The organism is Burkholderia sp. E168m15 (assembly GCF_016586105.1).
Taxonomy (GTDB): domain Bacteria; phylum Pseudomonadota; class Gammaproteobacteria; order Burkholderiales; family Burkholderiaceae; genus Burkholderia; species Burkholderia orbicola.
Genome location: NZ_BCPO01000110.1, coordinates 45,204 through 70,665, shown reverse-complemented (window position 1 = coordinate 70,665; position 25,462 = coordinate 45,204). Strand labels below are relative to the sequence as shown.

Annotated in this window: 25 protein-coding genes; 12 read left to right on the top strand and 13 right to left on the bottom strand. The window is 67.9% G+C overall.

The window, feature by feature from the left end; genetic code table 11:
* Nucleotides 1–487 precede the first annotated feature (487 nt).
* Together JMF86_RS18165 and JMF86_RS18160 are read left to right on the top strand one after the other, a co-directional pair.
* Nucleotides 488–754 (top strand): hypothetical protein, encoded by a 267-nt coding sequence (locus JMF86_RS18165; RefSeq protein ID WP_011547288.1) that lies wholly within the window; start codon nt 488–490, stop codon nt 752–754.
* Nucleotides 755–844: 90 nt separating this feature from the next.
* Nucleotides 845–2,326 (top strand): carbohydrate porin, encoded by a 1,482-nt coding sequence (locus tag JMF86_RS18160; RefSeq protein ID WP_027811407.1) that lies wholly within the window; start codon nt 845–847, stop codon nt 2,324–2,326.
* A 124-nt stretch (nt 2,327–2,450) separates the two neighbouring features.
* Here JMF86_RS18160 and treA read toward each other — a convergent pair whose 3' ends face one another.
* Nucleotides 2,451–4,169: an alpha,alpha-trehalase TreA gene (gene treA, locus JMF86_RS18155; protein WP_011547286.1), complete on the bottom strand. Its 1,719-nt coding sequence runs from the start codon at nt 4,167–4,169 to the stop codon at nt 2,451–2,453.
* Nucleotides 4,170–4,305: 136 nt separating this feature from the next.
* Nucleotides 4,306–4,935 carry a TetR/AcrR family transcriptional regulator gene (locus JMF86_RS18150; protein WP_201317095.1) on the bottom strand — a complete coding sequence of 210 codons (630 nt, stop codon included), beginning with the start codon at nt 4,933–4,935 and terminating at the stop codon, nt 4,306–4,308.
* Nucleotides 4,936–5,359: 424 nt separating this feature from the next.
* Between JMF86_RS18150 and JMF86_RS18145 the strand changes: the two genes are divergently transcribed.
* Entirely contained in the window at nt 5,360–6,748 is a 1,389-nt protein-coding gene (locus JMF86_RS18145; protein ID WP_012339682.1) for an MFS transporter, read from the top strand.
* 354 nt (nt 6,749–7,102) lie between these two features.
* Complete coding sequence (locus JMF86_RS18140; protein ID WP_012339681.1) at nt 7,103–8,314, top strand: winged helix-turn-helix domain-containing protein; 1,212 nt, start codon at nt 7,103–7,105, stop codon at nt 8,312–8,314.
* A 21-nt stretch (nt 8,315–8,335) separates the two neighbouring features.
* Here JMF86_RS18140 and fabI read toward each other — a convergent pair whose 3' ends face one another.
* From fabI to JMF86_RS18120, 4 genes are read right to left on the bottom strand one after another with little or no spacing between them, the layout of a single operon-like run.
* The gene (gene fabI / locus JMF86_RS18135; protein WP_011547282.1) at nt 8,336–9,136 is read right to left on the bottom strand and encodes an enoyl-ACP reductase FabI; all 801 of its coding nucleotides are present in this window, start codon (nt 9,134–9,136) and stop codon (nt 8,336–8,338) included.
* A gap of 28 nt (nt 9,137–9,164) precedes the next feature.
* Nucleotides 9,165–10,286: an alpha/beta fold hydrolase gene (locus tag JMF86_RS18130; RefSeq protein ID WP_011547281.1), complete on the bottom strand. Its 1,122-nt coding sequence runs from the start codon at nt 10,284–10,286 to the stop codon at nt 9,165–9,167.
* Nucleotides 10,287–10,294: 8 nt separating this feature from the next.
* Nucleotides 10,295–11,503, bottom strand: a complete 1,209-nt coding sequence (locus tag JMF86_RS18125; protein WP_012339678.1) for an acetate/propionate family kinase — start codon at nt 11,501–11,503, stop codon at nt 10,295–10,297.
* Nucleotides 11,504–11,513: 10 nt separating this feature from the next.
* Nucleotides 11,514–12,596, bottom strand: coding sequence for a phosphate acetyltransferase (locus JMF86_RS18120; protein WP_260525825.1), 1,083 nt, complete (start codon nt 12,594–12,596; stop codon nt 11,514–11,516).
* A 36-nt stretch (nt 12,597–12,632) separates the two neighbouring features.
* On the opposite strand from JMF86_RS18120, the gene atpG reads away from it, so the two are divergent.
* Both atpG and atpC read left to right on the top strand, forming a co-directional pair.
* Entirely contained in the window at nt 12,633–13,508 is an 876-nt protein-coding gene (atpG, locus tag JMF86_RS18115) for an ATP synthase F1 subunit gamma (protein WP_012339677.1), read from the top strand.
* Between the two features lie 10 nt (nt 13,509–13,518).
* Nucleotides 13,519–13,977, top strand: coding sequence for an ATP synthase F1 subunit epsilon (gene atpC / locus JMF86_RS18110; RefSeq protein ID WP_023476056.1), 459 nt, complete (start codon nt 13,519–13,521; stop codon nt 13,975–13,977).
* 22 nt (nt 13,978–13,999) lie between these two features.
* On the opposite strand, the gene JMF86_RS18105 is transcribed toward atpC, so the two are convergent.
* Both JMF86_RS18105 and JMF86_RS18100 read right to left on the bottom strand, forming a co-directional pair.
* Nucleotides 14,000–14,218, bottom strand: a complete 219-nt coding sequence (locus JMF86_RS18105; RefSeq protein WP_006480837.1) for a DUF1653 domain-containing protein — start codon at nt 14,216–14,218, stop codon at nt 14,000–14,002.
* 57 nt (nt 14,219–14,275) lie between these two features.
* On the bottom strand, nt 14,276–14,719 hold the full coding sequence (locus JMF86_RS18100) for a GNAT family N-acetyltransferase (protein WP_012339675.1): 444 nt from the start codon (nt 14,717–14,719) through the stop codon (nt 14,276–14,278).
* A gap of 204 nt (nt 14,720–14,923) precedes the next feature.
* Between JMF86_RS18100 and JMF86_RS18095 the strand changes: the two genes are divergently transcribed.
* From JMF86_RS18095 to JMF86_RS18080, 4 genes are all read left to right on the top strand, one after another.
* Entirely contained in the window at nt 14,924–15,184 is a 261-nt protein-coding gene (locus JMF86_RS18095) for a type II toxin-antitoxin system Phd/YefM family antitoxin (RefSeq protein ID WP_011547275.1), read from the top strand.
* Nucleotides 15,181–15,447, top strand: a complete 267-nt coding sequence (locus JMF86_RS18090) for a Txe/YoeB family addiction module toxin (protein WP_012339674.1) — start codon at nt 15,181–15,183, stop codon at nt 15,445–15,447. The genes JMF86_RS18095 and JMF86_RS18090 overlap by 4 nt, the downstream gene beginning before the upstream one ends.
* A 49-nt stretch (nt 15,448–15,496) precedes the next feature.
* Nucleotides 15,497–16,120, top strand: coding sequence for an HAD hydrolase-like protein (locus tag JMF86_RS18085; RefSeq protein WP_006480833.1), 624 nt, complete (start codon nt 15,497–15,499; stop codon nt 16,118–16,120).
* Between the two features lie 405 nt (nt 16,121–16,525).
* Nucleotides 16,526–17,104 (top strand): DUF4142 domain-containing protein, encoded by a 579-nt coding sequence (locus tag JMF86_RS18080; RefSeq protein ID WP_012339672.1) that lies wholly within the window; start codon nt 16,526–16,528, stop codon nt 17,102–17,104.
* A 120-nt stretch (nt 17,105–17,224) separates the two neighbouring features.
* Here the strand turns inward: JMF86_RS18080 and JMF86_RS18075 are convergent, their stop codons facing one another.
* Together JMF86_RS18075 and JMF86_RS18070 are read right to left on the bottom strand one after the other, a co-directional pair.
* Nucleotides 17,225–17,824 (bottom strand): GNAT family N-acetyltransferase, encoded by a 600-nt coding sequence (locus JMF86_RS18075; protein WP_012339671.1) that lies wholly within the window; start codon nt 17,822–17,824, stop codon nt 17,225–17,227.
* A gap of 60 nt (nt 17,825–17,884) precedes the next feature.
* Entirely contained in the window at nt 17,885–18,799 is a 915-nt protein-coding gene (locus JMF86_RS18070) for a LysR family transcriptional regulator (RefSeq protein ID WP_011547270.1), read from the bottom strand.
* Between the two features lie 108 nt (nt 18,800–18,907).
* Here JMF86_RS18070 and lysA point away from each other — a divergent pair, with 108 nt between their 5' ends.
* Entirely contained in the window at nt 18,908–20,146 is a 1,239-nt protein-coding gene (lysA, locus tag JMF86_RS18065) for a diaminopimelate decarboxylase (RefSeq protein ID WP_012339670.1), read from the top strand.
* 193 nt (nt 20,147–20,339) lie between these two features.
* Here the strand turns inward: lysA and JMF86_RS18060 are convergent, their stop codons facing one another.
* Nucleotides 20,340–21,227 carry a DMT family transporter gene (locus tag JMF86_RS18060; protein ID WP_012339669.1) on the bottom strand — a complete coding sequence of 296 codons (888 nt, stop codon included), beginning with the start codon at nt 21,225–21,227 and terminating at the stop codon, nt 20,340–20,342.
* 124 nt (nt 21,228–21,351) lie between these two features.
* Between JMF86_RS18060 and JMF86_RS18055 the strand changes: the two genes are divergently transcribed.
* Nucleotides 21,352–22,827: a PLP-dependent aminotransferase family protein gene (locus JMF86_RS18055; RefSeq protein ID WP_041492174.1), complete on the top strand. Its 1,476-nt coding sequence runs from the start codon at nt 21,352–21,354 to the stop codon at nt 22,825–22,827.
* 42 nt (nt 22,828–22,869) lie between these two features.
* On the opposite strand, the gene JMF86_RS18050 is transcribed toward JMF86_RS18055, so the two are convergent.
* Both JMF86_RS18050 and JMF86_RS18045 read right to left on the bottom strand, forming a co-directional pair.
* The gene (locus JMF86_RS18050) at nt 22,870–24,303 is read right to left on the bottom strand and encodes a nicotinate phosphoribosyltransferase (RefSeq protein WP_012339667.1); all 1,434 of its coding nucleotides are present in this window, start codon (nt 24,301–24,303) and stop codon (nt 22,870–22,872) included.
* A gap of 73 nt (nt 24,304–24,376) precedes the next feature.
* The gene (locus JMF86_RS18045; protein ID WP_012339666.1) at nt 24,377–25,417 is read right to left on the bottom strand and encodes a bifunctional nicotinamide-nucleotide adenylyltransferase/Nudix hydroxylase; all 1,041 of its coding nucleotides are present in this window, start codon (nt 25,415–25,417) and stop codon (nt 24,377–24,379) included.
* Nucleotides 25,418–25,462: the final 45 nt, after the last annotated feature.

Below are 25,462 nucleotides of genomic sequence, written 5' to 3'. Positions count from 1 at the left end.
TCGAAATAACGTTCTGAAACCTTTCAGCGCCGTCGTCACGCCACCCCGCGCCGATGCGTGCGAGCAACGGCCCGCCACGCTGCCGCACTTCCCTTTTCATGCTCGCGGGGCGGGCGCGCGGCGGCTCCGCTCCGCTGCGACGCGCCCACCACACAGCGCATTTTTCGTGCGTTTTTTACTTGCGCCGCAGCAAAACTCGCGACTAAAATCCGCCCCAATTCATCACGGGAGTCCCTCCGTGGACACATGCTCTAGTTGCAGTTCAATGCCGGTCCAGGCCGGCCACGCCATCGCGAGATAGCAGCCAGACGCATGTCTTTCGCCGCTAGCTCGCATTCGTCGGGTTAGCGCGCCTCATCCGGGCCGGCCATCGCCGGTTCGTCAGTCGCACGCTCCGTTATGTTCCATCCTCCGATCGCAGGCCGCGTCACGCACCCGCGCTCGATCACGTCGCCCGGCGTTCGCCGGACGGAATGGAGGCAGCGTCATGTTCTTTCCATCGTTCGCGGTCAGACTCAAGCGCGTCGTGCACGTCGCGTGCGACTGCTCGTTTTCCGGCCGCTCGCCGCTCGCCCGGGCATTCGGCCACTGGCGCGGCGTGGCCCTCGCCCACGTGCCGGCCGCACCCCGTCCGCTCGATTGGGTGCTGATCGCCGCGACGGCGGCCGCGCTCGCGCTTGCCGCGCTGCTGTGCTCGGTCGCGCCACACGTCGGCTTCGCGCAGGTGTGGCGCGTCGGCGGCTGGCTGCCGTAAGCCCTTCTCCGTGCAGGCCGTCTCGCCATGCGGCCCGCATCACGTTCCCGTTTCCTCAGCCTAACTAATCAAACTGCCAACGGAACCCGAATGAAGCAACTCTCTTCCGTCCCGCGCAAGCTTCGCGTCGATGCGCTCGCCGCGCTGCTGCTGTCGCTCGCCGCCGCCTCCGCATTCGCGCAAGCGTCGGCTCCCGCCACCGAACCGGCGGCCGGCACGAACGATGCCGCCGCCCCCGCCCAACCGGCCGCCGATGCTGCCACGCCCGCTCCCATCGGCTTGTGGGAACGGTCGAACCTGCTCGGCAACATGGGCGGCCTGCGCGACGTGCTCGACGAACACGGCGTCACGCTGAGCCTGCAGGAAACCAGCGAGTACCTGTACAACACGTCCGGCGGCACAGGGCGCGGCGGCGCGTACCAAGGGCTCACGCAATTCGGTTTCGACGTCGACACCGGCAAGGCGATCGGCCTGCCGGGCGGCACGTTCAACGTGTCGGGGCTGCAGATCCACGGCACCAACCTCACGCAGCGCTACCTGCAGACGCTGCAGACCGCGACCGGCATCGAGGCCAATTCGACCACGCGCCTGTGGGAGCTCTGGTACCAGCAGTCGCTGCTCGACGGCAAGGTCGACGTGAAAGTCGGCCAGCAGAGCGTCGACCAGGAATTCATGGTGAGCCAGAACGCGGCGACGTTCATGAACGCGACGTTCGGCTGGCCCGTGCTGCCGTCCACCGACCTGCCGTCCGGCGGCCCTGCGTATCCGCTGTCGTCGCTCGGCGTGCGGCTGCGCGTGAAGCCGGCCGACGCGTGGACCGCGATGGTCGGCGTGTTCGACGGCAACCCGGCCGGCCGCAGCGACGGCGACGCGCAGGTGCTGAACGCGCACGGCACCAATTTCAACCTGCGCAGCGGGGCATTCGTGATCGGCGAAGTGCAGTACGCGCTGAACGCGCCGCCGGCCGACCCGAAGGCCCCGCAGCCGGCCGGCCTGCCCGGCACGTACAAGCTCGGCTTCTGGTATCACTCGCAGCACGCGAACGATCCGCGCTACGGCACCGACGGGTTGTCGCTCGCCGATCCGGCCAGCAACGGCATGCCCGCCACGCATCGCGGCAACTACGGGTTCTATGCGGTCGCGGACCAGATGGTGTGGCGGCCGTCCGCCGACAGCCCGCGCTCGGTCGGCGTGTTCGCGCGCGTGATGGGCTCGCCGGGCGACCGCAATCTCGTCGATTTCGCGGCCAATGCGGGCGTGACGCTGAAGGCCCCGTTCGTCGGGCGCGACAACGACGTCGCCGGCATCGCGGTCGGCTACGCGAAGATCGGTTCGCATGCGCGCGGCCTCGACGGCGACACCGGCGCGTACACGACGCCCGGCTATCCGGTGCGCCGCGCGGAGACGGTCATCGAGGCGACCTACCAGTACCAGATCGCGCCGTGGTGGCAGGTGCAGGCCGACCTGCAGCACTTCTTCCGTCCGGGCGGCGGCATCCCGAACCCGAACGCGGCCGGCGCGCGCATCGGCGACGAAACGGTGGTCGGCGTGCGCACGACGATCACGTTCTGATGCCAGCCGCATAAAGACAGGGGCCGGACGGTCGCTTGCGCGACGGTCCGGCCCATGCGGTGGCTTGCCGTGCGGGCACGCGGCCCGTGGCGCGCATTACGCGTCGTGCATTATTCGCCGCGCATTACTCGCCGTACAGCCCGAGCAGTTTCAGCGTGACGCCGTTGGTCCAGCCGAAGCCGTCCTGCAACGGATATTCCCCGCCCCCACCGCCGCCCGTGCCGGTGCCCTCGACCACGTACTTCTCGACGAGCTTGCCTTCGGTCGCATACACATGCTTCACGTCGGACAGGAAACGCGTGCCGATGTCCTTCGCGAGCGCCGGTTCGCCGTAACGGCGCAGCCCGTCGATCGCGATCCACTGCAGCGGCGCCCAGCCGTTCGGCGCATCCCATTGCTGGCCCGTGTTCTCGGTCGTCGTCGCGAGGCCGCCCGGCTGCAGCAGCGTCTTGCGCACTTCGTGCGCGGTCGCCTTCGCACGCTCCGGCCACGCGACGCCCGCGAACAGCGGATACAGCGCGGCCGCCGTCACGCCGTCGCGCGGCTTGCGCAACTGCCAGTCGTAGTCGCCGTAATAGCCGTGACGGTTCCACAAATAATGATTGATCGCGGCTGCACGCTTGCCCGCGCGCGCTGAAAAATCGGCCACGCACGCGATGTCACGCGTCACCGCACAACCCTTCACGATCGTCGTCTCGAGATGGAACATCAGGCTGTTCAGGTCGACCGGCACGATCGACGTCGTGCGGATCGTCGCGAGCGTCTTGCCGTCGCCGAACCAGCGCGAGCTGTAGTCCCAGCCGCTTTCGGCACCCGCGCGCAGGTCGCGGTACACCTCGTTCGCGGGACGGGACGGCACCGACTTCGCGGTCGTCACGTCCTCGAGATACGACTCGTCGCGCGGCGTGTCGCGCGCATCCCAGTAGCGGTTCAGCACGGCGCCGTCAGGCATCGCGACCACGTGGCGCGCCGCCTGCCCGCGCGGCGTCGTGGTTTCGCCCTGCATCCAGTACGCATGCTCCTTGCGCAGCGCCGGCAGGTATTTCTGGTAGACCTTGTCGCCTTCGACCTGCGCGGCGAGCGTGACCATGTACGCGAAGAACGGCGGCTGCGAGCGGCTCGCGTAGTACGTGCGGTTTCCGTTCGGGATGTGTCCGACCGTATCGATCAGGTACGCGAAGTTGTCGAGCATGTCGTCGACGAGATCCTCGCGCCCGGACACCTGCAGCCCGAGCATCGTGAAATAGGTATCCCAGTAGTAGCCTTCGCGGAAGCGGCCGCCCGGCACGACGTACGGCTTCGGCAGCGGAATCAGCGAACTGTACGGCGGCGCCGTGGTGCTCGTGCGCGTGAGCTGCGGCCACAGCCAGTCGATGTGCTCGCGCAGCGTCTGGTTCGGCGGCGGCGTCACGCCGCCTGCCGGGGGCGGCGTGAAATGCTGGTCGACGAACGCCTTCAGCGAGAAGCCCGGCTGCGATTTCTGTTGCTGATACAACTGCACGATCGTCGCGGGGTCGGTATCGGGCGTGGCGTCGACGAAGGTCTTCTGGTCGGGATAGAGCTGCGCGGTCTGCACCGCGACGAACAGGTCGCCGTAGAGCTGGCTCGGCGGTGGCAGCAGCGTGCCCGACGCGGGAGCCGGCGCGGCTGCGGTGGTGGCCAGCAGCGCGGACTGGCTGGCCGCTTGCGCGGCGGCCTGGTTCGCATTGTCGGCCTGCGCGGCGCAGCCGGCGACGGCGAGATAGGCGATGGCCAGTGCGGCGGCCCAGCGCAGACGCGGCGCGGGCGGTGACTGACGCGACGGGAAGCGAGATGCAAGCGGTGCGGCACGACGTGACGTCATGGCGTGTCCCCTCCTTTCGTTGGTGAGTGGATCGGCACGAGGTCTCGTTCGCGCGCGCGTTCGTCTCGATGGCCTTCGATCGATACGCGTCATGTTGTGGTGCGAGTGGGTCCGACTGTCGCACGAAACATGCATGTCAAGCAAGTTTGGGTTCGCGCGACTCCCGGAGATAACCGCGCACCGCCCGCCACGCACGCGCTTCGAGCGCGTTCGCATCGGTTTCGCCGCGCGCGCCCGCCGCATCGACGATGCCTTTCACGATCGCGAGCAGATCGTGCGCGACCACGTCGGGCGCGGCGACGCGCGGCGCATCGCGCAACCGGAGCGCATGCAGCAAGGTTGCGTGGATGCGATCCGCGACCCGCTCGGTGCGCGCACCGAGCGGCAACCGCGCCTCTTCGAAATCGATCAGCCGCGCGAGCACCGGCCGGCGCATCTGGTGCGCGACGGCCCCGCGCACCAGCGCGCGCAGCACGTCGTCGCAGGACGACAGCGCGGCCGCCCGGTCGACGTCGTCGAGCAGATGCGCACTCTCGCGCTCGACGAGCGCGGCCGTCAGCGCATCGCGGTTCGGGAAGTATTGATAGAGCGAGCCGATGCTCACGCCGGCCAGCGCCGCGACCGCATTCGTCGTGTAACCGGCGAAGCCGTCGCGCTCCAGAATGCGGGCGGCCGCCTCGACGATCGCATCGACGGTGGCCACCGAGCGGCGCTGGCGCGGCGCCTTGCGCGGCGAAAGCGGCATACGCGAGGACGAATCGGACATGGTGGAAAGGTGCGTTCCTAAAATATGAGCAAGCGCTCATATTTTAGGAACGCACCGCCACGCCGTCAAAAGGAATCGACCTGACCGCACCCGCTTCAACACCGTTCGCCGTGTTCGCGCACGCTCGCCACCGAGACCAACGAGTGGCCGGCGCGCCGCGCAACGCGTCGATCCACGGTCGCCGCGCCGACTTCCTGGCGCCCCCGGAAAGCGCGCACACGTTCCGCCACGGCAACGCCGCGCGGTTTGTCGGCCACATGGAGGCAACACGCACGAGCAGCCCGTCGACCGCATGGGCGCAGTCGTTCTTTCCGCACCACCCGCCGGAAAGGACGACTGTTGCAACATGCGGAACAACTGTTGTCGTACGTGACGCAGCGGTCACATTGTGGGCATAATGGCGTCTTTACCGCGCGCCCAGCCCATGTCGCCCGTCTTTCTAGCACCGCTCATCGTTGCCTGTGCGTTGTTCATGGAAAGCGTCGACGCGAACATCATCGTCACCGCCCTGCCTGCGATGGCGAGGGACTTCGGGCACAACCCCGTCACCCTGAACATTGCGATCACGGCCTACGTGGTCGGCCTCGGCGTGTTCATCCCGATCTGCGGCTGGCTCGCCGACCGCTTCAGCGCGCGCGCCGTGTTCCGCACCGCGATCGGCATCTTCGTCGTCGGTTCGCTGATGTGCGCGGCGTCCAACTCCCTCGGCGTGCTCACGTTCGCGCGCTTCATTCAGGGCGTCGGCGGCGCGATGATGGTGCCGGTCGGCCGCATCATCATCTTCCGCGCGGTGCCGCGCGCCGATCTCGTGCGCGCGATGAACTACCTCGCGATTCCCGCGCTGTTCGGGCCCACGGTCGGGCCGCTCGTCGGCGGCTTCATCACGACCTACCTGCACTGGCGGATGATCTTCTTCATCAACGTGCCGATCGGCATCTACGGGATCTACCTCGCGAGCAAGCACATCGCGAACACGCACGAGCCCGATCCGGGCCCGCTCGACTGGTTCGGCTTCCTGCTGTCGGCCAGCGGCGCCGCGCTGCTGCTGATGGGCCTCACGCTGATCGACGGTTCGCTCACGTCGCGCTCGAACGCCATCATCATGTGCGCGGCCGGCGCCGCGATGCTCGCGCTGTACGTGCCGTACGCGCGCCGCAAGGAGCGCCCGGTGCTCGACCTCAGTTTCCTGAAGATCCCGACGTACCACGCGAGCGTCGTCGGCGGGTCGCTGTTTCGCATCGGCCTCGGCGCGGTACCGTTCCTGCTGCCGCTCGCGCTGCAGGAAGGGCTCGGCATGAGCGCGTTCCATTCCGGCCTCATCACGTGCGCGTCCGCGCTCGGCGGCGCGGTCAGCCGCTCGACGGCCACGCATACGCTGCGCCGCTTCGGCTTTCGCACGGTGCTGATCTACAACGCGGCATTCGCGGGCCTCGCGATCGCCGCCTACGGCGTGTTCCATCCCGGCATGGCGACCTGGGCGATCTGGCTGATCGTGCTCGTCGGCGGCATCTTCCCCGCGCTGCAGTTCACGAGTTTGAATTCGATGATCTATGCGGACATTTCGCCGCGCGACGCAGGCCGCGCGACGAGCCTCGGCAGCGTCGTGCAGCAGATGTCGCTCGGCCTCGGCGTGACGGTGGCCGGCCTCGTGCTGCACGTGTCGCACTGGCTCCAGGGCCATCAGGCGATGGTGTGGTCGGATTTCTGGCCGGCATTCCTGGTGGTCGGGCTGTGCTCGTTCGCGTCGATTCCGATCACGCGACAGCTGCCGCCGGGCGCCGGCGACGAAGTCGCGCGCGGCAAGCGGGCATAAGCGGCGGCGCCGCGACATGACCTGTCGCTCGGCGACGGACGAAAACCGGAAAACAAAAAAATTAGCGAACATCCACACGGGGCCGGTGCACAGCCGCGTGGATGTTCGCTCAGGGCTCCGGGTCTCCCGATGGGGGTTGAGAATCCCGGATTCGCTTCCTGCGTGCCATGGACATATGTGCGTCGGAAGCGGAATCGTTGCGCGCACTTGTCGTCGCGCCATGAACTGCACTATAGGGAAACTTGCGCAACGCATCTGTCAACCATTGTCAGACGCGTGGCAGCCGCGCGTCGCACGCGCGCGCCGCTTTCGCGCTAAAGTGGTTCCCGATCGCCACCCTCGACCGTCCTGCCGATGCTCACGCTCTCGCCCGCCTCTGCCCGCGCCCTGCATCTCGCCGCACAGGGCCTGCTCACGCCGCCCCGCCGCAAGGCGACCAAGGCCGACGTGCTCGACACGATCCGCCGGATGGCGCAGTTGCAGATCGACACCATCCACGTCGTCGCGCGCAGCCCGTATCTCGTGCTGTTCAGCCGCCTCGGCGATTTCTCGCCGCACTGGCTCGACGAACATCTCGCCGAGGCGCGCCTGTTCGAATACTGGTCGCATGAAGCGTGTTTCCTGCCGATCGAGCAGTTCGGGCTGATGCGCTACAAGATGCTCGATCCGTCGGGGATGGGCTGGAAATATGCGGCCGAATGGCACGAGCAGAATCGTCCGGAGATCGAACGGCTGCTTGCGCGGATTCGCGAGGAAGGCCCGGTGCGGTCGGCCGATTTCGCGCGCGAGGACGGCGTGAAGGGCAACGGCTGGTGGGATCGCAAGCCCGAGAAGCGTCACCTGGAAGTGCTGTTCACGACGGGCGACCTGATGGTGTCGGCGCGTCGCAATTTCCAGCGCGTGTACGACGTGCGCGAACGCGTGCTACCCGACTGGGACGATACGCGCGACCTGCCGCCGCGCGAAGCCGTGCTGCCTGCGCTGCTCGACTATACGTGCCGCGCGCTCGGCGTCGTGCGTGCGGACTGGGTGGCCGATTACTATCGGCTGCCGCGCCGTTCGTACCGCGCGGAGCTGGAGCGGCTCGCGGATGCGGGCGACCTGATTCCGGTGCAGATCGACGACTGGAAGGAGCCGGCCTACGTGCACCGCTCGCTCGATGCGCTGCTGCCGGCCGCCGCGGCCGACACGCTGCGCTCGACGGTCACGACGCTGCTGTCGCCGTTCGATCCGGTCGTCTGGGACCGGCGGCGCGCGTCGACGCTGTTCGGTTTCGATTACACGATCGAGTGCTATACGCCCGAGCACAAGCGGCGCTACGGCTATTTCTGCCTGCCCGTGCTGCATCGCGGCCGGCTGGTCGGCCGCGTCGATGCGAAAGCGCATCGCGCGCTCGGCACGTTCGAATTGAAGGCCGTGCACGTCGAGCCGGGCGTGCGCTTCGGCGCCGGGCTCGCGGCCGACGTCGCGAAGGCCGTGAAGAAACTCGCGGCGTGGCACGGCACGCCGGAGGTGACGGTCGCACACGCGCCGCCGACCCTCGTGGAAGCATTCACGCGCACCTGAACGCCGCATTCCGCCGGTGCGTCAGGGCTCGTTCACGCTCATGACGGGCTTGCGCTGGCCCTGGCCGAGCACGTGCATGCCGGCGTCGATATAGTGCGTGCCGCCCGTGATCGCCCGTGCGCCGTCGCCGGCAAGAAACGCGCAGAACGCCCCGACGTCGTCGATGTCGAGCGCGTGATGCAGCGGCGCCCGGCGTGCGGTGTCGTCGAGCAGCCGGCCGAAGTCCGGCAGGCCCGACGCCGCGCGCGTCGGCAGCACGCCCGGCGAAACCGCATTGACGCGAATGCCCGCCCCGCCGAGTTCGGCCGCCAGGTACCGCACGCTCGCTTCGAGCGCGGCCTTGACCGGCCCCATCACCCCGTAGTTCGCGACGACCTGCTCCGCGCCGAGATAGCTCATCGCCATCAGGCTCCCGCCGCGCGTCATCAGCGGCTCGGCGAGTCGCGCCATCCGGATGAACGAATGGCACGACGTATCCATCGCCAACGAGAAGCCTTCCGGCGAACTGTCGACCACGCGGCCTTGCAGATCGGCCTTGGGTGCATACGCCACCGAATGCAGCACGAAGTCGATCGCGCCCCATTGCACCGCGATCGCGTCGAACACCGCCGCCATCTGGTCGGAGCGCCCGACGTCGAGCGGCATCCGGATCGGCGCGTCGAGTTGCGCGAACAGCGGCTCGACGTGCGGCAAGGTCTTGTCCGACTGCCAGGTCACCGCGAGCGTGGCGCCCGCCCGGCAAAACGCGCGTGCACATCCCCACGCGATGCTCTGTCCGTTCGCGATGCCGACGACGAGCCCCCGCTTGTGTCGCAATGTCATGTCGCCTCCCTTGTCGATCCGCGTGGGCCTAGCGCTGCGCCGCGATCCATCGCGCGATGTCGGGCCACACCGTCGCCAGCGTGCGCGTCCCCATGAACATGCCTATATGGCCGCCCGGCACGAGCCGGCTCTCGATCCGCGACGCGGGCGTCCCGAGAAGATCGCGCGCGCCGAACACCTGCTCCGGCGTCGTGATGTCGTCGGCCTCGCCGGCGAGCAGATAGACCGGGCACGCGACGTCCTTCAGGTCGAGCGTGCGCCCGAGCGCGACGAACGTACCTTTCGCGAGCCGGTTCTCCTTGAAGATCTGCACGATCGCCTGCAGGTACCAGCGTCCCGGCAGGTCGATCGGGCTTTCGTACCAGTTCGCGAACACCTCGCGCTTGCGCAGGTATTCCGGATCGTCGAGATGCTCGTACAGGTCGATGTGCTCGGCGAGATAGTGCTGGTCGGGATGCATGTTCTTCCAGCCGCGCAGCATGAAGCGCCCACGCATCAGCCCGCCGCCCATCGCGACGAGTTCGTCGTAGAACGCCGTCGGATACGTGTGCACCATCCGCTTGATCGGGCCGTCGCCCGCGTCGGTGTCGATCGGCGAGCCCGCCAGCACGAGGCTCGCGACCTTGTGCGGGAAACGTGCCGCATACATCGCCGACATCCAGCCGCCCTGGCACAGCCCGACGAGATTCACGCGGCCGCCGAGTTCGTCGACGCACACGTTCAGCTCGGCCAGATACTGGTCGATCTCGAGGTCCTTCATGTCCTCGGTGGCCGAGCGCCAGTCGGTCAGGTACACACGCGTCACGCCGTGCTCGCGCAGCGTCTGCATCAGGCTCTGCCCCGGCTGGTAGTCGGCGATCATCGCGCTGTGTCCCGCGTACGGCGCATCGACGATCGTCGGCAGCCCGTGCGCCGGCGCGGCCGAATAATCGCGAAACGTCATCGTCCGCAGTTCCAGCAACGGCCGGTTCGGCGATGCCAGCGCCGGATGTGCTTCGAAATGGAGCTTCTCCTCTTCCGCGAGAAAGCGCAGATTGCGCGCCGCGATCTCGGCGCCGGCCGCGAACATCGCCGTGGCGGCAGCCATCGGCCAGAAAATCGGCAGCGCGGGGGCGCTGACGGCGGGAGAAGGCGTGTCGCGTGCTGTCATCGAAGGTCTCACCGGGTCGGATACGGCGTGGAGGGAATCGCGTCGTCCAGCACGCGGCGCGTGTGGCGCGCGATCATCAGGTTCTCGTCGGTCGGGATCACGCGCACCGTCACGCGCGACGCGTCGCTCGAAATCACCGGCAGGCCGGCCGCGTTCGCCGCGTCGTCGAGCACGATGCCGAGCCACGCCGCGCGGCGGCAGATCCGTTCACGCACGCGCGGCGCGTGCTCGCCGATGCCCGCCGTGAACACGAGCGTGTCGAGACCGCCGAGCACGCCGGCCAGTGCGGCGAGTTCGCGGGCCGCGCGATAGGCGAACAGCTCGACCGCATGCGCGGCCGACGGTGCGTCGCTCGCGAGCAGCGTGCGCATGTCGCTCGACACGCCCGACACGCCCAGCAAGCCCGATTCGGCATAGATCAGATGCTCGACCTCGTCGAGCGAGCGGCCCGTGTGACGCTGCAGGTACAGGATCACGCCGGGGTCCAGCGCGCCCGTGCGCGTGCCCATCGGCAGCCCGTCGACTGCCGTGAACCCCATCGTCGTCGCGACGCTGCGGCCGTTCGCGAGCGCACACAGGCTTGCGCCGTTACCGAGGTGCGCGACCACCGTCCGGTGCTGCATCCACGACGGATCGAGGGCCGCGAGCGCCGTCGCGATGTACTCGTACGACAGCCCGTGAAACCCGTAGCGCACGATGCCCTGCTCGGTCAGCGCGCGCGGCAACGCGAACTCCCGTTCGAGCGCCGGCACCGTCGCATGGAACGCGGTGTCGAAACACGCGACCTGCGGCAGGTTCGGCGCAACCGCGGCAACCGCGCGAATCGCGTCGACGTGGTGCGGCTGGTGCAGCGGCGCGAGCGGTGCAAGCGACGCGATCGCATCGAGCACGCGCGCATCGATCCGCACCGGCGCGGTGAAATACGGGCCGCCATGCACGACGCGGTGCCCGACGCCGTCGAACGCGGCCTCCCGCCCGACGTGCGCGGCGAACCATGCGTGCAGCGCCTCGATCGCGCCTTGATGCCCCGGTCGCGCGACGGCGCTGTCGGCGAGCGTCGCGCCCTCTGCATCGGTCACGAACAGATGCGGGGTGTCATGCAGGTTCTCGACCTGCCCGTGCAGGCCCGCATCGAGCGAACGATCCTCTCGCGTGTCGTAGACCGAAAACTTGAGGCTCGACGAGCCGGCGTTGAGCACCAGGACAGGATGTCGCATCGCGGCCCCGTCAGTGTGCGTCGGCCGCAATCGCCGCGGCGGTCACGGGCGTCGCCGTGGCACGCGCCGCCGCCGCGACGAGCGCCGCGACCGCGCAGCTCGCCAGGCGCGTGCGTTCGCTGTCCGCGCGACTCGTCAGGATCACCGGCACGCGCGCGCCGAGCACGATGCCGGCCGCATCGGCATTCGCGAGGAACGTCAGCTCTTTCGCGAGCATGTTGCCGGCCTCGAGGTCGGGCACGAGCAGGATGTCCGCATCGCCCGCGACCGCGGAATCGAGATGCTTGAGCCGCGCCGCTTCCGGGCTGATCGCGTTGTCGAGCGCGAGCGGCCCGTCGAGCAACGCGCCGGTGATCTGGCCGCGCTCGGCCATCTTGCACAGCGCGGCCGCGTCGAGCGTCGACGGCAGCTTCGAGCTGACCGTCTCGACCGCCGACAGGATCGCCACCTTCGGCCGGGCGATGCCGAGCGCATGCGCGAGATCGATCGCGTTCTGCGCGATGTCGGCCTTCTGTTCGAGCGTCGGACGGATATTGACGGCCGCGTCGGTGATGAACAGCGGCTTGGGGTAAGTCGGCACGTCCATGACGAACACGTGGCTCAGGCGCCGCCCGGTGCGCAACCCTGTGTCGGCGCGCACCACCTCCGCCAGCAACTCGTCGGTGTGCAGGCTGCCCTTCATCAGCGCCTGCGCGTCGCCCGCGCGCACCAGCTCGACCGCGCGTGCCGCCGATGCATGACTGTGCGGCGCATCCACGAGCCGATAGCCGGACAGGTCGACACCGAGCGTCGCGGCGAGCATCGTGATGCGCGCCACCGGGCCGACCAGCACGGGCACGACGATACCGGCCCGCGCGGCGGCAGCCGCCGCGTGCAGCGAGACCTCGTCGCAGGGATGCGCGACCGCGACCGTCACCGGGCGCAATGCGCGGCAACGCGCAATCAGCGCTTCGTATTTCTGATGCGTGCGCAACTCGGTCATCGACTGCCCCTTCGCCAGGATCACGTGAACGGATTCTGGTGCGGGACCGGGCGACGTCGTTTGATTTCCGTCAATCGTTTCAGGTGAAGTCCCGATAGCATGAAGCCGCACGATGACATCCGGATGGCCGCGACGCCCACCCCTGACATGCACATACGCGAAATCCGCTCGAAGATCGCCAGTACCTCGTCCACGCGCAAGATCACCAAGGCGATGGAAATGATGGCGCGCACCAAGATGGCGAGCGCGCAGCGACGTGCGCGGGAGTTCCGTCCGTACGCGGCACGTATCGGCGCGATGGCGGAGCGCGTGCTGCGCGACCGTCCCGACCATGTGTCGGCACTGATGGCGCGGCGCGATACCGTGCGCCGCGTCGGCCTGATCGTCGTCACCACCGATCGCGGGCTGTGCGGCCCGCTCAATGCGCGGCTGCTCGTCGAATGCGTGGATGCGCTCGAACGCTGGGACCGGGCCGGCGTCGCGTGCGAACTGAGCGTGATCGGCGCGCGCGGCCTCGCGCCGCTCGTGCGCCATGGCGCGACCATCGCCGCACGTGCGAGCGGCCTGGCCGCCGAGCCGCACTTCGAGCAGTTGCTCGGGGCGCTGCTCGTGCCGCTGACCGCGTTCGTCAACGGCGAGCTCGACGAAGTGCACGTCGCATACAACCGGCTGACGAGCCCGCTCGCGTACGAGCCGCGCATCGATGCGATGCTGCCGATCATCGGGCTCGACACCGGGGCCGACGCGCCGACCGATGGCGCGCCCGCGTCCGACTATCTGTACGAGCCCGCGCCCAAACCGGCGGTCGATACGTTGCTGCTGCGCTACGTCGAGGCGACGCTCTATCAGGCCGTCGTCGAGAACTACGCGTGCGAGCAATGCGCGCGGATGTTCAGCATGCAGACCGCGACGGACAACGCCGACCGCGTGCTCCGCGAACTGCGGCACCTGTACCAGAAGACGCGACAGGCGCAGATCACCACCGAGCTGTGCGAAATCGTCGCCGGCGCGGCGGCGGTCTGAAGGAGTCCGCATGAAGACGTCGATGAAACTCGACATCGTGAGCGTGGAAGCGGTGCTGTATGCCGGCGACGCGCATTTCGTCGTCGTGCCGGGGGAAAGCGGAGAGTTGGGGATCTACCCGCACCACGCGCCGCTACTCACGCGAATCAGGCCCGGCGTCGTGACGCTCGTCGATGCGCCGACCGGCGAGCATCGCCGCCTCCTCGTCGCGGGCGGCGTGCTGGAGGTCAGCCGTGACGGCGTGACGCTGATCGCCGATCACGCACTGCGCACGCCGGAACTCGACGAGCTGCGCGCACGCGAAGCGCGGCATGCGGCCGACGACTGGCGCCAGCGCTACGCGCACGAAAACCGGCGCGCGTTCGATTTCGCGTCGGCCCGCGCGGAATTGATGGAGGAAATCCGGCGCTTCTTTGCGATGGCGCTGCGGCAACAAACGCCGCACGACAAGCCGGGCAGCGCCGGCTAGCCGCGGCTCCGGTGCCGCCCGCTCAGTCGCGCAGCTTGCGAAAACGCGGCGTGCCGTCTTCGAGATTGCCGTTGAACATCGCTTCCGGCCGCACCCACAGCCCGCGCGCATGCGGCCACAGATGCTCGTAGACGACTACCGATTCCTCGGTTTCGGAATGGCGGGCAACGCCGATGTAGCGGTACAGGCCGCCCTTGTAGTGGCGGTGCGTCGCGAGCTGTTCGGCTTCCTGTTCGGTCATGGTGTGCTTCTCTTCGGCAAAAACGGAAAGCGCGTATTGTATGCGCTGCGCCGCGCGTCAGCGTTTCGTGTAGATGTCGGGGCGGCGGATCTCCATCAGCCGCTCGGGGTTCGCGGGCGGACCGAAACCGACCGGCCGGTACAGCGCGTGCGCGTCGGTCGTCGCGAGCATGATGCGGCGCAGGCTCTGCACCATTTCCTGCGCGAATATATGGTCGATCAGCGCGCGGCCGTAGCCGTTGCCGCGTTCGGCCGGCAACACGAACACGTCGCACAGGTACGCGAACGTCGCGTGATCGGTGACGAGCCGCGCGAACCCGACGAGCCGGTCGCCGACATACGCGCCGAAGCACAGCGAACCCTCGATCGCCCGCTCGACCACGTCGCGCGGGATGCCCTGCGACCAGTACGCGTCGCGATGCAGGAAGTCGAAGATCGCGTCGATGTCGAGTTCGCGCTTGTCGGTGGAAAATCTCAGCGTGGCGGGGGTGGCTGCGGGCACGTCTGTTCTCCGGTTCGAGGGGCGGAAAGCGGAGCATCGACGATACCGCGCCGCGGGGTGCGGGACAAGGGTATGGCCGAGCCGCCGCGGGAAAACAGATGCGCGTCGTCCTGCCGCACGGCGCCTCGAGACCTGTACAACATTCCGTACATATATTCGAATAGTGCTATACTTGTACCGTTAAATGTACAAGTGAGGCACCCCATGCGCACGATTCATTTTTCGGATGCCCGCGGCAATCTGAAGACCGTCATCGACCAGGTCGTCGACGATGCGGACGTGACGCTCATTACGCGCCGCGATGCACCGAACGCCGTCATCATGTCGCAGGACTATTACGACAGCCTGATGGAGACGGTTCACCTGCTGCGCTCGCCAGCCAACGTCGCTCATCTCGAACGTTCGATCGCGCAACTGCGCAAGGGCAAGGCGAAAGAACACAAGCTCGCCGAGGATGATGAATGAGCGTACGTCGCGTGCTCTTTACTTCCGACGCATGGGATGACCATGTCTACTGGCAAGGACAGGATCGCAAGACGCTCAAGCGCATCAACCAGCTCATTCGCGAAACCCAGCGCACGCCGTTCGAAGGCATCGGCAAGCCGGAGCCGTTGAAAGCCAATCTCTCCGGCTTCTGGTCGCGCCGTATCGACGATACGAACCGCCTGGTCTACGAGGCTGACGACCTTCAACTCAGCATCGTGTCCTGCCGCTACCATTACGAGTAGCACGGCCGCCAACCAATCTCGCCACGTTCCGCCTCGCATGCGTCCCCCGATGACCTACCGCCTCATCGCCTTCGACTTCGACGGCACGCTCGCCGATTCGCTCGACAGCTTTCTCGCCGCGCTGTCGGAAGCGTCGCGCCTGCACGGCTTTCGCGACGCGACGCCCGAACTGCGCCCTGCGCTGCGCGGCATGTCGGCGCGCGACATCATCCGCGCGCTCGACGTGCCGATGTGGAAAGTGCCGCGCGTGACGATCGACATGCGCCGCCTGATGCGGCCGCGCATCGCGAACGTGCGGCTCTTTCCCGGCGTCGACGAAACGTTCGACGCGCTCGCCGCGCGCGGCATCCGCATCGCGATCGCCACGTCGAACACCGAGGAGATCGTGCGCGACCGGCTCGGCCCGCGCGCCGGCGCACGCGTCGACCATTTCGCCTGCGGCATTCCGCTGTTCGGCAAGGCGCGCCGTCTGCGCGCGCTCGTTCACGAGGCCGGTGTGCGCGCCGACGAAGTGCTGTACGTCGGCGACGAAATCCGCGATGCCGACGCGGCACGGCGCGCGCGTATCGCCTTCCAGGGCGTCGCGTGGGGTTACACGGCGCCCGACGCGTTGCAGGCACATTGCGCGACGCCGTTGCTGCCGCGCCTCGATGCGCTGCTCGATCGCGTGTAACGCTGTCACGCACGCCGCGCGCACACGCGGCCCGCGCGCCCGACGCTCCGCCAACGCAACCGCCGCGACGCCATCACGTCGATGATGCCGATGACACGCACCTGCATCTCATGCATTGCATGCGCCACGTGCGCGCAAAAATTGCCGCCGCCGCACGCGCATCAGGTACGCACTACCGGCCTGCGCGCGTGCCCATCGATTCGTCTTACCAACCGTTACACAAGCCACAGCACGGTTGCACCTGCTACCCGACCGCTCTCCTAGAATCAGTCGGGCCGGAAAACACTTCGAACGCCGCCGCGGCAGAGCGGCAGTCGAATCCGGCCCGGGCGCGCCCGGTCTCTCGCACAGCGACGGATCACACGATCCGTTTTTCAACCAGAGCCCCGATCGAAAGGAGGTCCCATGAACCGCTTTCCCCCCATTTCGCGCCTTGCCTTGTCTGCCGCCGGCCTGCTTCTCGTCGCCGTGACGGCGACCGCGCAAACCGCGCAACCGGCACCCGCGGCATCCGCCGCGCAGGCCGCGACCGCGACGCGCATCCACGAAGCCGACCAGACCTTCATCACGGACGGCACGAAGACCGTGTCGACCCAGCACGACGCCGCGCGCATCGCCGATTCGCGCACGTCGGACAGCCAGGTCAAGGCGTTCGCGCAACGCGTGTCGACCGACGACGCGAAGATCATCCAGGCGATGCGCGCGGCGAGCCCGCGCGGCGTCGACGTACCGGCCAACGACCCGGACACGACCGTGCTGAACAGCATCAAGAGCCTGCGCGGCGCCGAGTTCGACAAGGCGTACATCGAACAGGTCGCGCTCGCCGGCCAGCAGAAGACGATCTCGGCATTCCAGGCCGAAATCGCATCGGGCCGCGACACCAAGCTGAAGGAAGTCGCACGCCAGGCGCTGCCGATCCTGCAGGCGCACTACGCGGACGCGCAGAAGCTCGCGCAGCGTCACCACCTCGCATCGGCGCAGTAACGCGATGCAGCGCCGCGCCTCGCGCGCGGCGCACCGTTCCCCCGTCGTCGCGCTGCCGCCTCCCCTGCCGGTGGCGCGACGCACGTCCAACATTCAACGTTCAACGTCCCGCGTCACACGTTACGTCGCCAGCTTCGCCTCGAGTCGCGCACGCACGTCCGGCCATTCGTCGTCGATGATGCTGAAGCGCACCGAGTTGCGCTTGCGGCCATCCGGCATGATCCGTTCGTGACGCACGATGCCCTCCTGTTTCGCACCGAGCCGCAGAATCGCCGCGCGCGATTTCTCGTTCAGCTCGTCCGTCGTGAACTGCACGCGCACGCATCGCAGCGTGTCGAACGCATAAGCCAGCAGCAACCACTTCGCTTCGGTATTCGCGCGCGTACGCTGCGCCGATTCGCTCAGCCACGTATGACCGATCTCCAGCTTGCGATTCCCGCGATCGATCTTCCAGAAGCGCGTGCTGCCGATGGCGCGGCCCGACGCGCGATCGACGATCACGAACGGCATCACGGTGCCGGCCGCGCGCCCCTGCAACGCCGTATCGATGTACGCGTCGACCGTCTGCGCGCCCGGCACGACCGTGACCTTCAGGTTCCACAACTCGCCGTCGGCGGCAGCGTCCAGCAGCGCCTGCCGGTCGGATGCGGCGAGCGGGCGCAGAACGACACGTTCGCCGGTGAGGGTCGGTTGTTCGAGGAAAGACGATGCGTCGGTCATGACGGGATTTCCGGAAAATGACGGTGATGGCGGTGAAACACCCATCATACGGCGGCGCCGCTAGCCGAGGTGTGCGGCGAGCCGGCGGCGGATCGCCTTCGCTTCGCCGCGCAGCGCATCGGCGAACGCGTCGACGAGCAGGCTCTTCGGCCGGTGCTCGGGCACGATCACGCTGACCCGGTACGGAAACGACCGCGTCAGCGGCCGCACGTGCAGGCCGCGGCCGACGAAATCGAGCGCCGTGAGCGGATTGACGATCGCAGCCCCGAGCCCCTGCCGCACGAACGCGCACACCGAGACGGCCGACGGCGTGTCGACCACCGAGCGCGGCGCGACGCCGAGTTGCGCGAATGCCTCGTCGATCATGATGCGGTACGGATCGTTCAGCGACAGACTCACGAACGGGCGGTCGACGAGATCCAGCAGGTCGATCGCGTCCTGCGCGAGCAGCGGATGGCCGTCGGGCAGCACGCACACTTCATCGACTTCGAGCAGCGGCGTGAGCACCGTGCCGGCCGGCGCGACATCGTGCTCGGTCAGCCCGAGGTCGTAGCGTTGGGCGGTCAACCACTCCTCGAGCACCGGCGACTCCTGCGTCGCGACCGACACGCTGACGCCCGCATGCGCATCGTGAAAGCGCCGGCACGCACCGGGGAGGATCGCGTGCGAGAACGCCGGCAGCGCGATCACCGACAGTTGCCCGTCGCGAAACTCGCGCAGGCGTGCAGCCGTCGCCGCGACGCGTTCGAGCCCCACATACGCGAGCCGCACGTCGTCGAACAGCGTGAGCGCGGCCATCGTCGGGCGCAGTCGGCCGTGCGCGCGTTCGAACAGCGCAAAGCCGACGACCTGCTCCATCCGCGCCAGTTCGCGGCTGATGGTCGGCTGCGACGTGTACAGCATCTCGGCCGCGCGCGTCGTGCTGCCGGTGACCATCAGCGCGCGGAACACCTCGATATGACGGTGCGTCAGCATGATCGTATATATCAGAAATGAATCGAATGAAGATAAACAGGCATTTTACTGGATAACCAATCGGGCGCATCATCGCGCTATCCGTTCATTCGATCCGATTCATCCACCATGTCCCTCGATTCCCGCCAGCTCGCGGCCCTCGCGCAGCAATACGGCACCCCGCTGTGGGTGTACGACGCCGACGTCATCCGCGACCGCATTGCCCAACTTCGCCAGTTCGACGTGATCCGTTATGCGCAGAAGGCGAACTCGAACGTCCATATCCTGAAGCTGATGCGCGACGAAGGCGCGTGCGTCGACGCCGTGTCGCTCGGCGAGATCGAGCGCAGCCTCGCGGCCGGGTTCAGTCCCGCAGGCGAACCGGAAGGCGTCGTGTTCACGGCCGACCTGATCGACCGCCCGACACTCGCGGCGGTGCTCAAGCATGGCGTGACCGTGAACGCCGGTTCGCTCGACATGCTCGCGCGCATCGGCGAGCACGCGCCCGGCCACCGCGTGTGGCTGCGCGTCAACCCCGGGTTCGGCCACGGCCACAGCAACAAGACCAACACCGGCGGCCCGCAGAGCAAGCATGGCATCTGGATCGACGACGTCCCGCGCGCGATCGAGATCGTGCGCCAGTACGGGCTGAAGCTGGTCGGCATCCATATGCACATCGGTTCGGGCGTCGACTACGGCCACCTGTCGCAGGTATGCGATGCGATGGTCGACCTCGTCACGTCGCTCGGCCACGACATCGACGCGATTTCGGCCGGCGGCGGCCTGTCGATCCCGTATCGCGACGGCGAGCTGCGCGTCGACGTCGGTCACTACTTCAGCCAGTGGGACGCCGCGCGCAAGCGGATCGAACGGCATCTCGGCCACCCGGTGCGCATCGAGATCGAACCGGGCCGCTTCCTCGTCGCCGAAGCCGGCACGCTCGTCACCGAGGTGCAGGCCGTCAACCGTCGGCCGAAGCACGATTTCGTGCTGATCGACGCCGGCTTCAACGACCTGATGCGCCCGTCGATGTACGGCAGCTATCACGCGGTGTCGGTGCACGCGCACGATGGCGGGCTGCCCGCCGACCGGCCGCTCGTCGACCTCGCGATCGCCGGGCCGCTGTGCGAATCGGGCGACGTGTTCACGCAGGATGCCGGCGGCGTGGTCACGCACCGCAAGCTCGCGCAGCCGCAGATCGGCGATCTGCTGTTCCTGCACGACGCGGGCGCGTACGGCGCGTCGATGTCGTCGAACTACAACAGCCGGCCGCTCGCGCCGGAGGTGCTGGTCGATCGCGGCACGCCGCGGTTGATCCGCCGCCGGCAGACGATCGGCGAACTGCTCGCGCTCGAAACGTTCGAGTAACGCCCGCCCGGCGTGACGAACGCCAACGGCCAGGCTTGCCGCTACCGGCAGTCTGGCCGTTTTGCCTTGGGCCGCGTCATCGGGTGCAGGATCGAGCGCACGTCGCGATCACGCGTATCGGCGGCAACCGGCTTGCCGCCAGCCTCGCACCGGAGGGCGTCGGCCTGATACGCGACACACCGCTGCCCCTGCGTCACCCTGCGCGCTGCACGGGCGCCATCTTCGAGAAATACTTCGCGCCCGCCACGCAGCCGACCACCACGACCGTCACGACGACCATCGACGGCGGCACCGTCTCATGCAGCAGCCCGGCCGCGAGCAGGAAGCCGAAGAACGGCTGCAGCAGCTGCAACTGGCCAACGCCCGCGATTCCGCCGAGCGCCAGCCCGCGATACCAGAACACGAAGCCGATCAACATGCTGAACAGCGACACGTACGCGAGCCCCCACAGCGCGGCGGCGTCGACGCCGTCGAACGACGCGGGCCAGGTCAGCCATGTGAGCGGCAGCATCAGCGGCAGCGACAGCACGAGCGCCCACGAGATCACCTGCCAGCCGCCGAGCTGGCGCGACAGGCGCGCGCCTTCCGCATAACCGAGCCCGCATGCAACGATCGCGGCCAGCATCAGCGCATCGCCGACCACGGACGCCTGCCCGCCGTTGCGCAGCGCGAACGCGGCCACCGCGCCGCTGCCGACGATCGAGAAGATCCAGAACGGCAACCGCGGCCGTTCGCCGCCGCGCCACACGCCGAACAGTGCAGTCGCGAGCGGCAGCAGCCCGACGAACACGATCGCATGCGCCGACGTCACGTGCTTCAGCGCCAGCGCCGTCAACAACGGGAAACCGACCACCACACCGAGCGCGACGATGGCCAGCGACACGGCCTCGGCGCGCGACGGCCGCTTCTGCTTCAGCACGACGAGCAGCAACAGGCCGAGCGCGCCGGCGATCGTCGCGCGGGCGAACGTGAGGAACAGCGGGTCGAGCCCTTGCACCGCGACCCGCGTCGCGGGCAGCGAGCCACTGAAGATGATCACGCCCAGCAAGCCGCTGAGCCATCCGTCGGTCGTCTTTTGCACGGTCAATCCTGAATGGAAAGTGGATGACCGATGATCCGCCGCCGGCGAAACCGGCGTAAGCTACAGCCCAATACAATCCAGACAAACTGTACTGGACAACCCGCCGTACAGTTCATCGTTCGCCATGCGCCATTCCGCCCCGATTCCCGCCCCACCCGCGCCGTCGCGCACGCGCGTGGAAACCGTCATGGATACGTTGCGCGCGCGGATCGCGAGCCGCGCGCTGATGCCCGGCGCGCGCGTGCCGTCGATCCGGATGATGGCCGACGCGCTCGGCGTGTCGAAATCGACGGTCGTCGACGCGTACGAGCGGCTCGCGAGCGAAGGCGTGCTCGTCGCCCGGCGCGGTTCGGGCTTCTACGTGTCGGGCCACGCACCGCCGCTCGCGCTCGCCGAATTGGGCCCGCGCCTCGATCGCGAGCTCGATCCGCTGTGGCTGTCGCGCCAGTCGCTCGAAGCGGCGCCGACGTCGGTGAAGCCCGGCTGCGGATGGTTGCCGTCGTCGTGGCTGCCCGACGAAAGCCTGCGTCGCGCGCTGCGCGCCGTGTCGCGCGACGAAGCCGATGCGCTGACCGATTACGCGACGCCGCTCGGCCTGCCCGCGCTGCGCCAGCAGCTCGCGTGGCGACTCGCGCAGCACGGTGTCCACGCGGAACCCGCACAGATCATGCTGACCGACGGCGGCACGCACGCGCTCGACCTCGTGTGCCGCCTGCTGCTGGAGCCCGGCGATACCGTCGTGCTCGACGACCCTTGCTACTTCAACTTCCAGGCGCTGCTGCGCGCGCACCGTGCACGGATCGTCAGCGTACCGTTCACGCCGAACGGTCCCGATCTCGTGCGCTTCGAGCAAGTACTCGCCGAGCACCGGCCGCGCCTGTACATCACCAACGCCGCGCTGCACAACCCGACCGGCGCGACGCTCGCGCCGCCCGTCGCGCACCGGCTGCTGACGCTCGCGGCCGAGCATGGGCTGCTGATCGTCGAGGACGACATCTTCGCGGATTTCGAGAGCACGCCTGCGCCGCGCCTCGCGGCGTTCGACGGGCTGTCGCGCGTCGTGTCGATCGGCAGCTTCTCGAAGACGCTGTCGGCCGCGATCCGCTGCGGCTATATCGCCGCGCGCCCGGAATGGATCGACGCGCTCGTCGACCTGAAGCTCGCGACGTCGTTCGGCAATGCGCAGATCGGCGCGAACGTCGTGCATCGGCTGCTGATCGACGGCACGTACCGGCGCCATCTCGACAGCCTGCGCGCGCGTCTCGCCGATGCGATGGGCGAAACGATCCGGCGTCTCGCGCGGGCGGGGCTCGCGATCTGGACGGAGCCGCGCGGCGGGTTGTTCGTGTGGGCGGAGTTGCCGAACGGGCTCGACGCCGCACGCGTCGCACGCCATGCGCTGGACCACGACGTCGTGCTCGCCCCCGGCAATGTGTTCAGCGCGTCGCGCAGCGCGACGTCGTACCTGCGCTTCAACGTGTCGCGCTGCAAGGGGCCGGCGGTGTTCGATGCGCTGGCGCGGGCGATGGAGGCGACGCGGGTGGGGGAGCGCGGCGGTGCGCCGGCAGATGCCGGCAGCCCGCTGCTGACCGGCAAGTGAAGCGAGCCGGCTGCACAGCGGCGGGATGCCCCGCCGCCTGCGTCACACCTCCCCCGCATGCGCCCTCGCCCTGACCTCGGCGAACGACGTATCGACGAGCAGGCGCCCCGTGTCGAACACCGTCTCGAGCGCCTCGCCCCATTCGCCTTCCAGCGCACGATCGTCCCACGCAACCGGCAGCGTCACCGTCCGATACTCGCCGGTGCGCCAATTGCGCAGCAGCGTCAACCGCCCCTGCTTCGAACGCTTGCCCTGATCGGTGACCGGATTCTTGCGGACGTCGTGCCACAAGTCGCCGCGCCGGATCGCCGAACACTTCATCGCGAAGCGCTGCGTATCGCGGTTCACCCGCTGCAACAACGCACCACCCATGCCGAACACCACGTTGCCGGCCGCATAGCCCGCCTCGTCGAGCGCGACGAGGATCGCTTCGATCGACTGCTCGTCGACCCCGTCCCCCTGGATCACGCGCACACGATTCAATACGCGCCGCCCCTTGCCGTTCACCGTCGAACCGAACGACGCATCGAGCGCCCGCACGGTCTGCAGCACGATCGTCACCGGGTCGCCGGAATCGGGGCGCACGACGAGCGTCGCGCCCGAATCGATCACCGCCTGCCGGAGTTCGCCGCCCCACAGATCGAGCGCGGCGAACAGATCGTAGGAGTCCGACACGACCGATACGATCGCGCCCGGCAACCCGAAGCGTTTGATCATGTTGCGGTATGCATCGGCCTCGCCTTCGCGCCCCCACGACGTGATCGTGCTGTGCTCGGCCGCCGGCACCGAGTACGCGGCCATCGGCTCGCGATAGAAGCGGTTCGCGGCCAGCACGCCGAGCACCGTGTCCGAGCCCATGAAGCTCACGAGGTGCGCGGCGCCGCCGATCGCGGCCGATTCCGCGCTCGACACGCCGCGTGCGCCGAAGTCGTGCAGCTTGAACGGCAATTGCGCGAGATCGTCGTCGGTCCGTTCGAGGAAACGGCGAATCGTTTGACGAAGATGCCAGCTCCGGGTCGCTACCGTCACCGGATACCAAATGCGCAACAGCATCGTCTCGAGATACGACGCGAGCCAGAACACCTGCGGATCGTCGCATTCGACCGTCACCAGTACGTTGTGCACTGGCACGATCGAGCCTTCCGGCACCGCTCGGATCTTCACCGGCAGGTAGCCATCGTAGTGCTCGACGATATGACGCCATCCTGCTTCGTTGAACGGCTCGCCGTGCACGGTGAAGAAATCGCGCGCGTCGTCGATCATCGCGTGCGTCACGGGCTTGCACAGATACTCCTTCAGCAGCATCTGCAGGCCGAAGAACAGCGTGCGGTCGTAGCGGCCGCCGCGCGATTCGACGTACGAGAACATCGCCGATGCGTCCGGCGGATACTGCAGGAAGTGGGAAGCCTTGTACGAATCCGTGTTGAGAATCGGATTGGCGAGAACCGCGGCAAAGCCGCCGGGATCGTTTTGCATGGCTAGAGCTCCTCTAGGCCGTTGAAGTGCCGCCGCGTCTGTCGCGGCGGACCGGATGCGGGGAATCAGCGCGTCACAGCTTCCCCAGGAAGTGATACGCGATGTCGAAGTGATCCTCGAACATCACGTTGCGCATCTGCGCGAATTCGTTGAGCGGGACCCAGCGCGCCTTGTCGGCGTCGTCGCTGCCCTTCACGCGCGGCAACTCGCCGGTCGGGAAGTTGAACAGGCACGCATGCGTGATCGTGCGGCCGCGCAGCGAACGCGTCGGGTGATCGAACACCTGGCGATCCTTGATCGAGCCGCGCAGCACGGGCTCCGGCAGCTTGAGGCCGGTTTCCTCGCGCAGCTCGCGGATGCACGCCGCATCGAGCCGCTCGTCCTGGTTCACGAAGCCGCCCGGCAGCGCCCACAGGCCGCGGCCCGGTTCGCTGCGGCGGCGCACGAGCAGGATATGCCCCGAATGCACGACCACCGCGTCGACCGTCACGAACGTGACCGGATACGGCGCGGCCGCCCACGCCTTGCGATACGCGGCGATGAATTCGGCTTCCGACTTCAGTTGCGCGAATTCCGGCTGCGTGCGAAAACGCTCGAGCCAGCCGAACACGGGTTCCGGCACGGCCCACTGCACGAAGCTGTTGGTGCGTTCGGCGAAATACTGGTCGCGGATCTCGGTGGCGGAAATGTCTTCCGTCGCGTCGACGTCGACGAGCTCCCATTGCGGGAACATCCGCAGGTAATACGACGTGGCGTCCTTCTCGTGGCCGATCAACCCGACCTTGCGTTGCGCGACGTCGCCGAGCGCGACGGCCACCGCATCCTGCACCCAGCGCACCCAGTCGCCGTCGTTGTAGGTCGAATCCTGCAGCGGGGCGATCGTCACGCGATCGCGCTCGGACGCGTCCAGCAACGAAGCCAGCATCTGGCGGCGCTCGTCGAACGAGAACGGGTCCTTGATGGTGCGGGGCTTGTCGGTCGACCCGATCAGCACGCACACGCGTTCGGCCCGACTCAGTGCCGACTTCAGCACGTTCAGGTGACCACGATGCGGAGGCTGGAAACGACCAATGAAAACGAGCGCGTCGAAGCGCCGGTTCTGTTGCGTACTCATGAGGCTCCCTCAAGAGATTGAAACGCTCCGGGTCTGTCCCGAAGG